This window comes from Starkeya nomas, from assembly GCF_902703545.1.
GTDB lineage: Bacteria > Pseudomonadota > Alphaproteobacteria > Rhizobiales > Xanthobacteraceae > Ancylobacter > Ancylobacter moscoviensis.
In genome coordinates, this window is record NZ_CACSAS010000001.1 from 2092824 (window position 1) to 2106441 (window position 13618).

Sequence of the window (13618 nt, forward strand, 5' to 3'; positions counted from 1 at the left end):
AGGGAGGATATGATGCACACCGAAGCTTCCAGCCGATCCGTCACCTACCACGTGCGCGGTGATGAAGGCGAATGGCGGGTCGAGACCGACGAGCGTGCCGGCATGGCCTATGCCAGCAAGGAGGCGGCGTTCGAGAGCGCGGTCGCGGCAGCTTCCAACGCCATTCGAGACGGCTATGACGTGGTGATCGTGGTGCCGGGCGCCTCCACCACCCTGCTTGGCGACGAGGATACAGGGCGCGGGCTCGACACTTCCGAAGGCGTGCCGCTCAGCCAGTTGCCTTAAGGTCCGCCACCCCGATGCGGGGGCGCGGCAAGCGACGACATCATCATCGCGTCGGTCTGGTTGCCGGCGCGTCGTTTGTGCTGGGCGCGTGCAGCGGCCCGCAATCCGCGCTCGATCCCGCCGGACGGGAGGCTGCCGAGGTCGCCACCCTGTTCTGGGTGATGTTGGCCGGCGCTGCGGTGATCTGGCTGCAGGTGATCGGGGCCGCCCTGTTCGGCAGCCGCTGGCAGAAACAACCGATCAGCGAGCGTGGCGGACTGCGCATCATCCTGTGGGCAGGCGCCATCTTTCCCACTCTCGTGCTCGCCGTGCTGCTGGCCTATGGGCTGCGGCTGATGCCGGTGCTGCGGACCGGCGAACCCGCGCTCACCGTGCACGTGTCCGGCGAACAATACTGGTGGCGCATCACCTATCGGAGGCCGGACGGGGCGATGATCGAGAGCGCCAATGAGCTGCGCCTGCCGGTCGGTCTGCCCGTGGAGGTGACGCTGGAGAGCGTCGACGTGATCCATTCCTTCTGGATTCCCGCGCTGGCCGGCAAGCTCGACATGATTCCCGGACGAACCAACCGGCTGGTGCTCAATCCCGAACGTCTCGGCACCTATCGCGGGGTCTGCGCCGAATTCTGCGGCCGCTCGCATGCGCTGATGGCGTTCCCCGTCGTGGTCATGGAACCGGCGGACTTCTCGGCATGGCTATCCCAGCAGGCCGCGCGCGCCGCCCGCACCGCCGACGACGGCGCCTTCCTCGCCAATGGATGCGGCGGCTGCCACGCGGTGCGCGGAACAGAAGCGACCGGCACCATCGGACCGGACCTCACCCATCTGGCGGACCGCCTCTCCCTCGGGGCCGGCATGTTCGAGAACACGCCGGAGAACCGGCGCCGCTTCGTCGCCGAAACGGAACGGCTGAAACCCGGCGTGCGCATGCCGTCCTTCGGCAGCCTGCCGGAAGGCGACCTCGACGCCATCGTTGCCTATCTGGGGAGCCTGCGATGACCGAGACCGGGGTGGACCGAACCGGCAAGGACGCCGCAGGCGGAGATCGCACGGGCATGGATCGCCGTCTTCGCCAGGAGGAGGAACTGCGCGCGGCGTGGGAGATTCCCGGCGGCTGGCGCTATTTCTCCAACGTCAACAACCAGGTCGTCGGGCTCTGGTACACCGGCGCGTCCTTCTTCTTCTTCCTCTTTGCGGGCGTGCTGGCGCTGATCATGCGCACGCAGCTCGCCCTGCCCAACAACGACCTCGTCTCGGCCGGCACCTACAACCAGCTCTACACGCTGCACGGCACGATGATGATGTTCCTCTTCGCCGTGCCTATCTTCGAGGCGGTGGCCATCCTCATCCTGCCGCAGATGCTGGCGGCACGGGACCTGCCCTTCCCGCGCCTCTCCGCCTTTGGCTTCTGGTGCTTCCTCATCGGCGGCGTGTTCGTCGCGGGCTCGATCTTCTTCGACGCAGCGCCGGATTCCGGCTGGTTCATGTATCCACCGCTCGCCACCGATACGAAGCAGACCGGCATCGGCGCCGACATCTGGCTGCTCGGCCTCTCCTTCATCGAGGTCGCCTCCATCGCCGCGGCGGTGGAACTGATCGTCGGCGTGCTGAAGTGCCGCCCGCCGGGCATGCGCATCAACCTGATGCCGCTCTATTGCTGGTACGTGCTGATCGTCGGCGGGATGATCCTGTTCGCCTTTCCGCCACTGATCGCCGGCGACATCCTGTTCGAGATGCAGCGGCTGTTCGACTGGCCGTTCTTCGATCCCGCGCGCGGTGGCGATCCCGTGCTGTGGCAGCACCTGTTCTGGATCTTCGGCCATCCGGAGGTCTACATCATCTTCCTGCCCTCCATCGCGCTCTTGGCGATGATCGTGCCGACCTTCGCGCAGCGGCCGATCCTCGGCTATGGCTGGATCGTGCTGGCGGCGGTGGGCACCGGCTTCCTCAGCTTCGGACTGTGGGCACACCACATGTTCACTATCGGCCTGCCGGCGCTGTCGCTCGGCTTCTTCTCGGCGGCGTCCGAGGTGGTGGCGATCCCGACCGGCGTGCAGATCTTCGTCTTCGTGGCGACGCTGCTGGCGGGGCGGGTGATCTTCTCTATCCCCATGCTGTTTGCCACCGGCGCGCTCGCCATCTTCGTGTTCGGCGGGCTCACGGGCGTGATGGTGGCCCTCGCCCCCTTCGACTGGCAGGCCCATGACAGCTACTTCATCGTCGCCCATCTGCACTACACGCTGATCGGCGGCATGTTCTTCCCGCTCATCGCCGGCGTGTACTATTTCCACCCCTTCGTGGTCGGCACGATGCTGTCGGAGAGGCTGGGACGCTGGTCGTTCTGGCTGACGTTCTCCGGCTTCAACATCGCCTTCCTGCCGATGCACATCACCGGCCTGCGCGGCATGCCGCGCCGCATCTTCACTTATCCGGACGGACTCGGCTGGGACTGGCTCAACCTCGTCTCGACACTGGGCGCCTTCACTATGGTGGCGGGTGTCGCGATACTGATCCTAGACGTGCTGCGCCCCGGCAAGCCGCGCGCACCGCGCAACCCCTGGAACGCCGGCACGCTGGAATGGGTGGCGGGAGACCCGACCGAGCCCTGGGGCATCCGCTCCGTGCCGCCCGTCTCCAGCCGCTATCCGCTGTGGGACCAGCCGAACCTGCTGCGCGATATCGACGAAGGCCGCTTCTATCTGCCCGGCTCCCCCGACCAACGGCGCGAGACGATGGTCACCGACGTACTCGACGCCACGCCTCAGCAGGTGCTGCGCGTGCCGGGCAACAGCTTCCTGCCGATGGCGGCGGCGATCTTCATCGGCGGCAGCTTCATCGCCACCACCTTCCACTGGTGGAGCGCCGCTCTGGCCTCGGGCATCGTCGGCATCGGCATCATCCTGATATGGCTGTGGACCGGGACCGCGGTCGTTCCGGAAAAGGAAACCACGGACGCCGGCATGGGAGAGACCCTGCCGCTCTATGCCTCCGGCTCCGCGTCGGTCGGCTGGTGGGCGATGTTCATCACCATGGTCGGCGACGGCACCGCCTTCCTCAGCCTCGTCTTCGCCTATTTCTATTACTGGACGATCCACCCGGCCTTCCCGCCGGCCGCCCTGATGCCGCCGGACACTCTCCTTACCCTCGCGGGGAGCGGCGCGGCGCTGCTCGGCTGGGCCGCCATGCTGGCGGCGCGGCGCCTGAACGCGGCGGACCGCCCGCCCATGGTGCGCGCACTGCTCTCCCTCGCGATCGCGCTCGCCCTCATTGGCGCCGGGCTGCTGATCGCGGCCCCCTGGCGCAGCGCTCTCTCCCCGACCGCTCACGTCTATGCGGCGATGGTGTGGATTCTCGTCATCTGGACGGCCCTGCATCTGGTCGTCGGGGTGCTGATGCAGAGCTACTGCCTGGCCGGCAGCTATGCCGGGCGGCTCTCGCGGCGCCACGAAATCGACCTGCGCAATGTCGTCCTCTACTGGCATTTCGCCGCCCTCACCGTGGCGACGACGCTGGCCGTGGTCGTCCTCGCCCCGCTTGCGATGTGAGGGCGCCATGCTGTTCCGCCGCGAGACTCCGAACCTCTGGACCCTTATCGCTCCGCCGACGGTGTGGGCGCTGCATTTCCTGTTCTGCTATGTCGCCGGCGCCATCATTTGCGCCAAGGCACCCGCGGCGCTCGGCGAATTGCGGCTCACCATTGCCGCCGCCACCGTGCTGGCGCTCGGCCTCGTACTCGCCGCCGGGGTGCAGGCACACCGGCACTGGGGCTTCGGCTCGGACATGCCGCCCCACGATCAGCCGACCGACGAGGACCAGCAGCATTTCCTCGGCTTCGCCACGCTGCTGCTGTGCGCACTCAGCGCCATCGCCGTGCTGTTCGGTGCCATGCCGGCGGTGTTCATCGCGGAGTGCGTGCGATGAAGAAGGCCGCGCTCATTACCGGACTTGTGGTGCTCGCCTTAGCGTGGGGCGGGCCGCTGCCGGGGATCGCAGCGACCTCCTTCACCGCGCATATGATCGTGCATATGAGCGTGGTCGCGTTTGCGGCACCGCTGATCGCGATCGGGATCAGCGGCACCCGGCTTGATCCCTCCCCACGCCTGCCCTGGCTGTTCTCGCCGCTGCTCGCCGCGATGCTGGAATTCGCCATCGTTTGGGGCTGGCACATGCCGCTCCTGCACATCGCGGCCCGGCAAAGCGGCCCCGCGAATATCGCCGAGCAGGCGAGCTTCCTCGCCGGCGGGCTGCTGCTCTGGCTGTCCTGCCTCAACCGCGCGGCAGGCGGCGCAGTCGGCGGCGCACTGGTGGGTACGCTCGGGCTTTTGCTCACCTCAATGCACATGACGCTGCTCGGCGCGCTGATCGCCTTCGCCAACCGCCCGCTCTATATCCGGGACGGCGTGCCGATCTGTGGCTCCGATCCCGCCACGGCCGTCGCCGATCAGCAGCTCGGCGGGGTGATCATGCTGTTCGCCGGCGGACTGGTCTATCTGGTCGGCGGTCTCTTCCTGATGGCGCGGGTGGTGCTGGCGGAACCACGCCGGGAGGCCTCGTCATGAGGCTGACCCTGCACCGCCTGCTCATCCTCGTCGCCGGCGTGGCGCTGTTTAGCGTCCTCATCGCCTGGTCGGGGATCATCAATATCGGCGCCAGCTCCGGCCATTGGCGCATCACCGGCTGGGTCTTGCACTGGGCGATGCAGAACTCGATCCGCACCTATGCGCCGTTCGAACCGGATCCGCCGGCCGATCTCGACAGCCCCGCGAACATCCGCCGTGCGGCTGGGCATTATGAGGCCGCCTGCGCCTTCTGCCACGGCTCGCCGCTCGCTGCCTCGCGGGTACTCGCCGCTAATATGACACCGGCCCCTCCGGGTCTTGAGGACTCGGCGGCGAAATGGAACGAGCGCGAACTCGCACGCATCGTGCGTCACGGCGTCAAATATACCGGCATGCCGTCATGGATCGCGCCGCAGCGTGACGACGAGGTGTGGTCGATGGTGGCGTTCCTGCGAGCTCTACCGGATATGCCAGGCGAGGAGTATCGCCGCCTCGCTTTCGGTCCTGCCTTAGCGGAAGATCCAGCATTGGAACGCTGCATCCGCTGCCATGGCATCGACGGTGGCTCGTCCAGCGGCGCCTTTTCAATCCTCGCCGGCCAGAGCGAGGCTTATCTTGCCGAAACCCTCCGTGCGTATTCAAAGGGCACCCGGCCAAGCGGCTTCATGCAGTTCGCGATAGACGGGATAGCGGAGCCGGAGCTTCAGCGTCTCGCACGCTATTATGCCGACCTTCCGGGCCTGAGTGATCGGAGTGCCCCCGACGACACCCAAGGAGGGCGCATCGCCTTCCACGGTCTGCCCGAGAAAGACATCCCAGCTTGCGAGAGCTGCCACGGGAGCTCCGCAAAACGCAACCCGGCCTATCCCCGTCTCGCCGGGCAGGACGCCGCCTATATCGCGACGCAGCTCACCCGCATGAAGAAGGACGAGCCGCTCAACGCCCAGGCCCGCGTAATGCATCGCATCGCACAGCGCCTGCCGGAGGAGGCGATTGCCGCCGTCGCGGCGTTCTATGCGCAGCAGGGCACCGGCACCCTCACGCCGCCAGCCGCTCCATGAGCTCGGGTGTGGTGATGAGGCTGAGCCGGTCGGCGAAGCGCTTACGGTAGATCGTCATAGCCGCCTCGTGCCCCTCATCCGACGAGGAGCACACCGCGTCCTCGACGATGCAGATGCGATAGCCGCGATCGAGCCCCTCCATCACGCTCGCCAGCACGCACATGTCGGTCTCCGCGCCGGTAATCACCAGTGTGTCGACGCGATGTCCGTTCAGGATCGGTGCGAGGTTCGGGGCGGCAAAGGCCGAGAAACGCCGTTTGTCGACCTGATGCGCCGGCGAGATGAAGCCGCGCAGCTCGTCCACGATCTCAAGCGCGGCCGGGTCGATCTCGCGAAGCGTCAGATGCGACCAGCGCTGATAGTAGCGCCGCCATTCCCCGATCTCGGCGGCGGGATCGGCCGCCGGAATGAAGCGGGTAAACACAGTGCGCCGGGCGAAAAGCTGCGCGACGGCGGCGACGTTAGGCAGCACCTTCGCCATCCACGGCGTCGGCCACGAACCATCGGGCGCGAACAGCCGCTGCATGTCGAGGCACAGATGGAACGCTCCGCGCCGCAGCGTCTCCCGTCGCTCTGATACGCCCATAGTAGTGTCAGCGGCCCGGACGTATGCCCGCCACTCCGCTCATCGCGCCCTCCTGATCCGCAACAGGCGCCATCTTGCCGCGACGCTCAGCCGGCATTTCCAGCGTGCGGTGGATGGTCTCGATCTCGCTGATCGGCTCGTTCTCGATCTCACCGCCCTCGGCATCGGAAAGCCGCCGGCGCGGGATCTCCATCTCACCCTGGCCGGTGAGCGTCGGGAATTCGCCGGCATTGGTCAGCGCTTCGATCGGTTCGACCGGAGGCGCCTCGGCGGCATCGAACGGCTTGAATATCTCGGGGCGGCCGTCCTCGATCGCCACGATCTCCTTGGCCTGGAACCAGTGGCTCTCGGCGCGGCCTTCCGGGCGGCCCTCTTCCTCCCAGAGCCGGTGGGCGCGTTCGCGAATACGGCTTTCGTCAGTCTGCATCGTCATCTCCCTAGGTTGTCAGGAAGAACGTGCGTGCCGGACATCCGTTCCGCGCGATGCCGCCGGAACGGATGGCAGGGCGGCGCGTTGGTCCGCGCTGTTTCGAGGAGCGTCCGGCCACGATGACCGACAGTAGTGCCCAGCGACGCCTCGCGCGTCGTTTCGATCTGCGGATCGTCGCCTGTTCGGCGCTGACGATCCGTCGCCGGCGCCGCGGGCGCGGCTTCAGCTACGAGAATGGCGACGGCAGGCCGATCACCAACGAGGCGACGCTTACCCGCCTGAAAAGCCTCGCCGTGCCGCCAGCCTATGCCGATGTCCGGTTTGCCGCCGATCCACGCGCGCATCTGCAGGCCATTGGCACTGATGCCGCCGGCCGGCTGCAATATCGCTACCACCCCGACTGGACACGAGTGCGCGAGGCGCTGAAGGCCGGGCGGCTCTCGGCGCTGGCCGGGGCGCTGCCGGCGATCACTCGCGCCGTGCGGCGGGCGCTGCGCCGGCCCGAGCCCGACCAGCGCTTTGCCCTCGCCGCGGCGGTCGAACTGGTCGCGCTCACCGCAATTAGGCCCGGCAGCGAGCAATATGCCGCGCAGCACGGCACGCGCGGCGCTACCACCCTGCTGAAATCGCATATCCGCATTGAGGGTGACGCCATCGCCCTTACCTTCACCGGCAAGGGCGGCAAGGCAATCCGCAAGCAGCTTAGCGACATCCGCCTCGCCGAGGCATTGACGCGGCTCAAGGCGCTGCCTGGCCGCCGGCTGTTCAAATATCGCGACGCCGAGGGCGCGCTTCGCCCCATCCATGCCGGCGATGTGAACCGCTTCCTCAAGGAGGTCAGCGGCCAGCCGATCTCGCTCAAGGATTTCCGCACGCTCACTGCCTCGCTCGGCGTGCTCGACCAACTCGCCCGACTCGAGCCGGAAATGAGCGAGAGCGGCCGACGTCGTCAAATCCGTCAGGCGATCGCGCCGCTAGCCGAAGAACTCGCCAACACTCTGACAGTGTGCCGAAGCAGCTATGTTCATGACAGCGTAATTGCCGCCTTCGAAAGCGGCAAGCTGCGCAACGCGCGTGAGAAGGGCTTGTGTAGTGTTGAGCGACTGTCCCGCCTGCTGGCAAGCCGAGACTGTCGGCCAAAGCTCGCTTGACGAAACTCAGGCATCTTACACCATGCTTGGCTGGCGTTCGGCCACGCTGACGGCGAATAATAGTTGGCGAATAATAGTTATAGAATCCACAACGCGCCAGCACCGGACATTGTTCGCCTGAAAACCGACATTGCGATTGTCGTGCACTTGACGCCGCTCTCCCGTTGTCGCTGGACCGCGATCTCTGAAGCGCTACTCTGAGGCAGATGACTGACCCCGCCCGGCGAAGGGGCGAACGCGCAGGTCGCCCGGCGTTCGAGGTCAGCCCCGGCACGGCACAGGGGGCGGCTCGCCGAATAGAGGATGTGGAAGGCACCGACATCGGCGGTGTATTCGTCGAGCACGCTGGCCAGCGTGCCCCGCTCCAACTGCCGGCGCACGGCGAACAGCGGCAGGCAGGCAAGACCGAGGCCTTCCTCAGCCAGGCAGATCTGAGGTTCCAGCGTGCTGGCGACGCTGGTCACGGGCAGTTCCATCGCGATTTCGCCTCCGTCCCGCCGCACCTGTCGAGGGGAAACGGTGACGGTGGCAGGCGTGCTGCGCCAGATCCTCGGGGATCAGCGGCGTACCCCAGGCGGCGAGATAGGCCGGAGAGGCGACGATACGGTGCGAGAAGGTGCCGAGCTTGCGCGTCTTCAGGCGGGAATCCTGCGCCTCGCCGGTGCGGATCGCCGCCGCCGCGCCCGCGCCGTGCCTTGGTGGGACGCCGGCGCTTCTTCTTGTCCTCGATCAGCGCCCGCAGGTTTTCCTGCAGGGGATCGTGCACGAGGGTCCTGTCCCAGTCGCGGGTGCGGCGATCGATCAGCCGGGAGACGAGGCCGACGAGATCCGGGTCCGCCTTGCCGTCGATGTCCTCGAAATAGCCCTCCGGCGCGCGCAGCTCGTCCGCATAGTGCAGGGTCCACAGCACGATGCCCCGCTCGCGCGGCTCCAGCATCACCGGGCGCTCGCGCCGGTACATCACCAGCCGGGAAAGGCCGACCGTGCCGGTCACGGCCATCGCCTCGCGGATGACGGCGAAGGCTTCCTCGCCGACGGGATCGTCCGGCATGAGGAAGTGCGGCTTGTCGTACCAGAGCCATTCGATGCTGTCGGCGCGCACGAAGGTCTCGACGTCGATGGTGCGCGTGCTTTCCAGCGCAACGGCATCGAGCTCGTCGTCCTCGATGACGACGTAGCTTCCCGGTTCGCGCTCGTAGCCGCGCGCCTGGTCGTCGTCATCGACCCGCTCGCCGCTTTCGGCATCGACATAGATGCCTTCGACCCGGTTCCCCGTCGCCCTGTTGAGCGTATGGAACCGGATCTTCTCCGCCTCGCTGGTCGCCGGCGTCATGGCGACCGGGCAGGTGACGAGCGAGAGCTTGAGATAGCCCTTCCAGAAACTGTGTCCCGCCATCTGTGCCTCTCGCACGAGTGAGCCGCAAACCTTGAGACAATCGGCGAAGCGCGCCGGCGTTCCACGAAAAGCGATGGTCTGGCGAACCATCCGCAGCGCTGCGCGTTCACCTCTCATCACATGCGTGGCCAGCTTGGGCCGGGGCGAGCGAAGCCTACACGCGTTCGCAGATGAGGCACGCCATGTCGATGTCATCAAGCATGAGAGGCACCAGATTGATGGTCCTTCCCTGCGCCCTATTCCTCGCCTTCTCCGTCGCCGGCTGCGACCGCGGCTCGCAACTGCCGGAAAGCGCCGGCTACGGGCCGGACCCGCAACTTCCCGAGCCGGCGCCTTCTTGGATTCCGACGCTGAAGGTGGCGGAGGCTATCGGCTGGCGGGAGGGCGACGGGCCCAAGCCCGCCGCCGGCATGGAGGTTGTTGCCTTCGGCTCCGATCTCGCCCATCCGCGTTGGCTCTATGAACTGCCGAATGGCGACATCCTCGTCGCCGAATCCGATGCCCCGCCCAAGCCCGAGGGCACGTCCGGCGGCATTCGCGGCTGGGTGCAGGGCCTGTTCATGAAGCGCGCAGGCTCGCGCACCGAAAGCGCCGACCGCATTACCCTGCTGCGCGACAGCGACGGCGACGGTGTCGCCGAGACCAAAAGTGCGTTTCTTGACAAGCTGAACTCGCCGTTCGGCATGGCACTGATCGGGGATCGGCTCTATGTCGCCAATGCCGATGCCATCATCAGCTTCCCCTATGAGCAGGGCGCCACGCGCGTCACCGCGCCGGGCGAGAAGCTCGCCGACCTGCCGGCGGGGCGCAATCACCACTGGACCAAGAGCCTGCTAGCGAGCCTGGACGGCTCCAAGCTCTATCTCGGCGTCGGTTCCAACTCCAATGTCGGAGAGAACGGCATGGAGGAAGAAGAAAGACGAGCCGCCGTGCTGGAGATCGACGTGGCGAGCGGTGCCTCGCGGGTCTTCGCCTCCGGCCTGCGCAACCCGGTCGGCATCGACTGGAACCCGGTCAATGGCGAGCTCTGGGTCTCGGTGAACGAGCGCGACGAGATCGGCGACGACCTCGTGCCCGACTACATGACTTCGGTGAAGGACGGAGCCTTCTATGGCTGGCCCTACAGCTATTACGGCCAGCATGTCGATGAGCGCATCGAGCCACAAAAGCCGGAACTCGTCGCCAGGGCGATCAAGCCGGATTACGCACTGGGCAGCCACACCGCCTCACTCGGCTTCACCTTCGTCGACGGTACCGCCTTTGGCGAGCGCTTCCAGAACGGCGCGATCATCGGCCAGCACGGCTCGTGGAACCGCAGCCGGCCGGTCGGCTACCGGGTGATCTTCGTGCCGTTCGCCAATGGACGCCCCGCCGGCCCGCCCGAGGAACTGCTGACGGGCTTCCTCGATGCCGACGGCAAGGCGCAGGGCCGCCCGGTCGGGGTGATGGTCGACCGCCGTGGCGGGCTGCTGGTCGCCGATGACGTCGGCAACACTGTCTGGCGGGTGAGCAGCGGTTCGCCGACGCCCGCCGGCAACGAGGTCAACTGATCCGCTCCGCGGACCGCCAGAAGGAGGGCTGACCCGATGCCCCATCCAGACCGCCTGCGCCACGACATCGATAGCGGCCGCGCCGCCGACAAGGTTCCGTTCCCCGATCCCGCCGCGGCGCCGCTCGGCACCGACGAGGAGGCCGCCGGCACGCCGGTGCCGGTGGACGAGGTCATTGCCGCGCGCCGCGAGGAATGCCGGACCGCGCCAATGCCCAGCAGCGGCACCGATGAGCGCCGGCGTCCCTATGACGACAGGGGAACCTCCGTTCCCGGCGCGAGCTTTCCCGTCGCCACCGCCGGCCTCCTCGGCGCAGTGGTCGCGCTGGGGGCCGCAGCGGCCTTCCTCATCGCCTCGTGAGCCGTCGAGGCAGCAAAGTGGAGACGCAATGAAGAGCCGGACCATGGAACGGGTCGAGAGCCTGATCGCGGAATACACCGTTCCGCGCGCCACCTCGCATGAGCCTCCGAGCGCGGAGCCGTCATCGAGCGCCGAACCCCTGCTGCGACCGGGCCGCAATGTCTGGTGCCGGGAAACGGCAAAGCGCGCGAGCGTGCTGATCGACGGCGCCGGCTATTTCGGCGCGCTGCGCAGTGCGATGCTGAACGCCCGCGAAACCATCCATATCGCTGGCTGGGACCTCGACAGCCGCATGAAACTGGTCGGCGAAAGCGGCACGGCGGATGACGGCTTTCCCGAGGAGCTGGCGGCGTTCCTGTCCGCGCTGGTCCTGCGCAAGCCGCATCTGCGAATCCGCCTGCTGCTCTGGGACTATTCGGTGGTGTTCGCCTTCGAGCGCGAGTTGACGCCGCTCTATTCCTTCCTCTGGGCGACGCCGCCACAAATCGAACTGTGCCTCGACGACACGCTCCCTATCGGCGCTTCCCATCACCAGAAAATCGTGGTGATCGACGACAGCATCGCGTTCTCCGGGGGGCTCGATCTCACCCGCCGGCGCTGGGACACGCCCGAGCATCGCCCGGATGACGAGCGCCGGAAGGACCCGAGCGGCTCGAGCTACGCCCCTTTCCACGACGTACAGATGGTGGTGGACGGCGCGGCGGCGGTGGCGCTCGGCCGGCTGTTCCGTGAGCGCTGGAAGCAGGCGGCCTGCGAACGCCTGCCGGCCGGCCGCCAGCCGGGCGCGGAGGACCGCTGGCCGGACGGTCTGGAGCCGGACTTCCGCGAAATCGGGATCGGCATCGCCCGCACCCTGCCGACCCTCGCCGACCAGGCGGAGGTGCGCGAGATCGAGGCGCTGTTCTTCGACATGGTCGATTCAGCCGAGCGCTCGCTCTATGTCGAGAACCAGTTCCTGACCTGCGAGCGCTTCACCCGCCGGCTGATCGAGCGGCTGCGCGCGAAGCCCCGGCTCGAAGCGCTGCTGGTGACGCCGCAGGCCTATCGCAGCTGGATCGAACATCAGGCCATGGGCGTCGGCCGCGAGCGGGTGATGGCGCTGCTGAACGCGGCGGGCGTTGCTGACCGGGTGCGCATCGTGTTCCCCGAGGTTGGGGCCGAGGACGGCGAGAGCACGCCGGTCATGGTGCATTCCAAGGTGATGATCGTCGACAACCGCCTCCTGAGGATCGGCTCGGCGAACCTTTGCAACCGCTCCATGGGCTTCGATACCGAGTGTGATCTGGTGATCGAGGCGAGCAGCGAACACGAGCGGGCGGCGATCCGCGCAGTGCGCGACCGGATGATCGGCGAGCATGTCGGCCTCGTCGCCAGCGAGGCGGCGGATCTTGTGCCGCCGGATGGCTCGCTGCTGGCCATCATCGATCGCACGTCAGCGGAGCGGCGCCTCCTCGATGTGTCGCGTTCGCCGGCGAGCGAACTGCCGTTGCCGGCGCTCGATGCCTTGGGCGATCCGCTGGAGCCGCTCTATGAAGAGCGCGTGGCGGCCGGCAAGACGCGGAACTGGCGGGGCTGGCTGCCGCTCCCCGCCGGCGCCGTGGTGCTTTTCGCTTTGGTCATCGCCGGGGCCTATTCGCCGTTCTCCGAGCCCGAACGCATGATCGCGGCGCTCGATGGCATCGCCGAGCGGCCCTGGGCGCCGGCGCTGGTGGTGGCGCTGTTCGTGCTGGGCGGGCTCGTGGCGTTCCCGGTCTCGGTGCTGATCATCGCCACCGTCGCGGTGTTCGACGGCTGGGCCGGCGGGGTGATCGCCGGTGTCGGCGCGCTCGCCAGCGCGGTGGTCACCTATGTCATCGGGCAGCGCATGGGCGCGGGCGCGCTGCGGCGGCTGATCGGGCCGCGCATCAACCGCATCCGCCGCTCCTTCGCCGACCGCGGGGTGATCACGGTGGCAATGGTGCGGCTGGTGCCGGTGGCGCCGTTCTCCTTCATCAACCTCGTCGCCGGCGCCGCCGGGGTGCGGTTCCTCGACTATCTCATCGGCACCGTGATCGGCCTGATGCCGGGGCTGATCGTGTTCACCGCGCTGGGGCGGCAGATCGTCGAGATGATCTCGAAGCCGTCGCTGTTCAGCGCGGGGCTGCTGGTCGGCTTCATCCTGTTGTGGGGCACCTGCTCACTGGGGCTCCAGTTGCTGGTGACGCATTTTCGGAGGAAGCATTGAGTCTGGAAGGTGTCGCC

The 13618-nt window shown here is 67.3% G+C and carries 14 protein-coding genes and 1 pseudogene; 10 read left to right on the forward strand and 5 right to left on the reverse strand.

The genetic code is table 11. The features are described 5' to 3' along the window. The first annotated feature begins 9 nt into the window (after positions 1-9). From STARVERO_RS10165 to STARVERO_RS10190, 6 genes are all read left to right on the forward strand, one after another. On the forward strand, positions 10-285 hold the full coding sequence (locus STARVERO_RS10165) for a hypothetical protein (RefSeq protein WP_422802136.1): 276 nt from the start codon (positions 10-12) through the stop codon (positions 283-285). Between the two features lie 77 nt (positions 286-362). Further along, positions 363-1283 (forward strand): cytochrome c oxidase subunit II, encoded by a 921-nt coding sequence (gene coxB / locus STARVERO_RS10170; protein WP_244616710.1) that lies wholly within the window; start codon positions 363-365, stop codon positions 1281-1283. Between the two features lie 56 nt (positions 1284-1339). After that, positions 1340-3829, forward strand: coding sequence for a cbb3-type cytochrome c oxidase subunit I (locus tag STARVERO_RS10175; RefSeq protein ID WP_200837761.1), 2490 nt, complete (start codon positions 1340-1342; stop codon positions 3827-3829). A 7-nt stretch (positions 3830-3836) separates the two neighbouring features. Beyond that, positions 3837-4205 (forward strand): hypothetical protein, encoded by a 369-nt coding sequence (locus tag STARVERO_RS10180; RefSeq protein WP_159598770.1) that lies wholly within the window; start codon positions 3837-3839, stop codon positions 4203-4205. Then, positions 4202-4843, forward strand: a complete 642-nt coding sequence (locus STARVERO_RS10185; RefSeq protein WP_200837763.1) for a cytochrome c oxidase assembly protein — start codon at positions 4202-4204, stop codon at positions 4841-4843. Before STARVERO_RS10180 ends, STARVERO_RS10185 begins: the two co-directional genes overlap by 4 nt. Beyond that, positions 4840-5904, forward strand: coding sequence for a c-type cytochrome (locus tag STARVERO_RS10190; protein WP_159598772.1), 1065 nt, complete (start codon positions 4840-4842; stop codon positions 5902-5904). The genes STARVERO_RS10185 and STARVERO_RS10190 overlap by 4 nt, the downstream gene beginning before the upstream one ends. On the opposite strand, the gene STARVERO_RS10195 is transcribed toward STARVERO_RS10190, so the two are convergent. Both STARVERO_RS10195 and STARVERO_RS23520 read right to left on the reverse strand, forming a co-directional pair. After that, entirely contained in the window at positions 5882-6490 is a 609-nt protein-coding gene (locus STARVERO_RS10195; protein WP_159598773.1) for a cysteine hydrolase family protein, read from the reverse strand. The two genes, STARVERO_RS10190 and STARVERO_RS10195, sit on opposite strands and share 23 nt — an antisense overlap. Before the next feature lie 7 nt (positions 6491-6497). After that, positions 6498-6917, reverse strand: coding sequence for a DUF2934 domain-containing protein (locus tag STARVERO_RS23520; RefSeq protein ID WP_244616712.1), 420 nt, complete (start codon positions 6915-6917; stop codon positions 6498-6500). A 29-nt stretch (positions 6918-6946) separates the two neighbouring features. Between STARVERO_RS23520 and STARVERO_RS10205 the strand changes: the two genes are divergently transcribed. Next, positions 6947-8071, forward strand: coding sequence for a DNA topoisomerase IB (locus STARVERO_RS10205; RefSeq protein WP_244616718.1), 1125 nt, complete (start codon positions 6947-6949; stop codon positions 8069-8071). A 77-nt stretch (positions 8072-8148) separates the two neighbouring features. Here the strand turns inward: STARVERO_RS10205 and STARVERO_RS10210 are convergent, their stop codons facing one another. From STARVERO_RS10210 to ku, 3 genes and pseudogenes are all read right to left on the reverse strand, one after another. Beyond that, a complete protein-coding gene (locus STARVERO_RS10210) occupies positions 8149-8547 on the reverse strand; it encodes a type 2 periplasmic-binding domain-containing protein (protein ID WP_244616720.1) in 399 nt (132 codons plus the stop codon). Continuing rightward, a complete protein-coding gene (locus tag STARVERO_RS23525) occupies positions 8489-8740 on the reverse strand; it encodes a LysR substrate-binding domain-containing protein (RefSeq protein ID WP_308678442.1) in 252 nt (83 codons plus the stop codon). The genes STARVERO_RS10210 and STARVERO_RS23525 overlap by 59 nt, the downstream gene beginning before the upstream one ends. A gap of 19 nt (positions 8741-8759) precedes the next feature. After that, a pseudogene (ku, locus tag STARVERO_RS10215) lies at positions 8760-9467 on the reverse strand (non-homologous end joining protein Ku); the annotation flags it as partial. 218 nt (positions 9468-9685) lie between these two features. Here ku and STARVERO_RS10220 point away from each other — a divergent pair. The 3 genes from STARVERO_RS10220 to STARVERO_RS10230 are packed head-to-tail and all read left to right on the forward strand — an operon-like array spanning position 9686 to position 13601. Beyond that, positions 9686-11017, forward strand: coding sequence for a PQQ-dependent sugar dehydrogenase (locus STARVERO_RS10220; RefSeq protein WP_244616722.1), 1332 nt, complete (start codon positions 9686-9688; stop codon positions 11015-11017). 36 nt (positions 11018-11053) lie between these two features. Beyond that, positions 11054-11377: a hypothetical protein gene (locus tag STARVERO_RS10225; RefSeq protein ID WP_159598775.1), complete on the forward strand. Its 324-nt coding sequence runs from the start codon at positions 11054-11056 to the stop codon at positions 11375-11377. Positions 11378-11405: 28 nt separating this feature from the next. Beyond that, entirely contained in the window at positions 11406-13601 is a 2196-nt protein-coding gene (locus tag STARVERO_RS10230) for a VTT domain-containing protein (protein ID WP_244616724.1), read from the forward strand. Positions 13602-13618: the final 17 nt, after the last annotated feature.

What these genes read in the sequence shown, in the direction of transcription:
- STARVERO_RS10195 (WP_159598773.1), bottom strand. Translation starts at nt 6,490, where the DNA reads ATGGGCGTATCAGAGCGACGGGAGACGCTGCGGCGCGGAGCGTTCCAT.
- STARVERO_RS10210 (WP_244616720.1), bottom strand. Translation starts at nt 8,547, where the DNA reads ATGGAACTGCCCGTGACCAGCGTCGCCAGCACGCTGGAACCTCAGATC.
- STARVERO_RS10190 (WP_159598772.1), top strand. Translation starts at nt 4,840, where the DNA reads ATGAGGCTGACCCTGCACCGCCTGCTCATCCTCGTCGCCGGCGTGGCG.
- STARVERO_RS10225 (WP_159598775.1), top strand. Translation starts at nt 11,054, where the DNA reads ATGCCCCATCCAGACCGCCTGCGCCACGACATCGATAGCGGCCGCGCC.
- STARVERO_RS10165 (WP_422802136.1), top strand. Translation starts at nt 10, where the DNA reads ATGATGCACACCGAAGCTTCCAGCCGATCCGTCACCTACCACGTGCGC.
- STARVERO_RS23520 (WP_244616712.1), bottom strand. Translation starts at nt 6,917, where the DNA reads ATGCAGACTGACGAAAGCCGTATTCGCGAACGCGCCCACCGGCTCTGG.
- STARVERO_RS10230 (WP_244616724.1), top strand. Translation starts at nt 11,406, where the DNA reads ATGAAGAGCCGGACCATGGAACGGGTCGAGAGCCTGATCGCGGAATAC.
- STARVERO_RS10220 (WP_244616722.1), top strand. Translation starts at nt 9,686, where the DNA reads ATGGTCCTTCCCTGCGCCCTATTCCTCGCCTTCTCCGTCGCCGGCTGC.
- STARVERO_RS10180 (WP_159598770.1), top strand. Translation starts at nt 3,837, where the DNA reads ATGCTGTTCCGCCGCGAGACTCCGAACCTCTGGACCCTTATCGCTCCG.
- STARVERO_RS10175 (WP_200837761.1), top strand. Translation starts at nt 1,340, where the DNA reads ATGGATCGCCGTCTTCGCCAGGAGGAGGAACTGCGCGCGGCGTGGGAG.
- STARVERO_RS10185 (WP_200837763.1), top strand. Translation starts at nt 4,202, where the DNA reads ATGAAGAAGGCCGCGCTCATTACCGGACTTGTGGTGCTCGCCTTAGCG.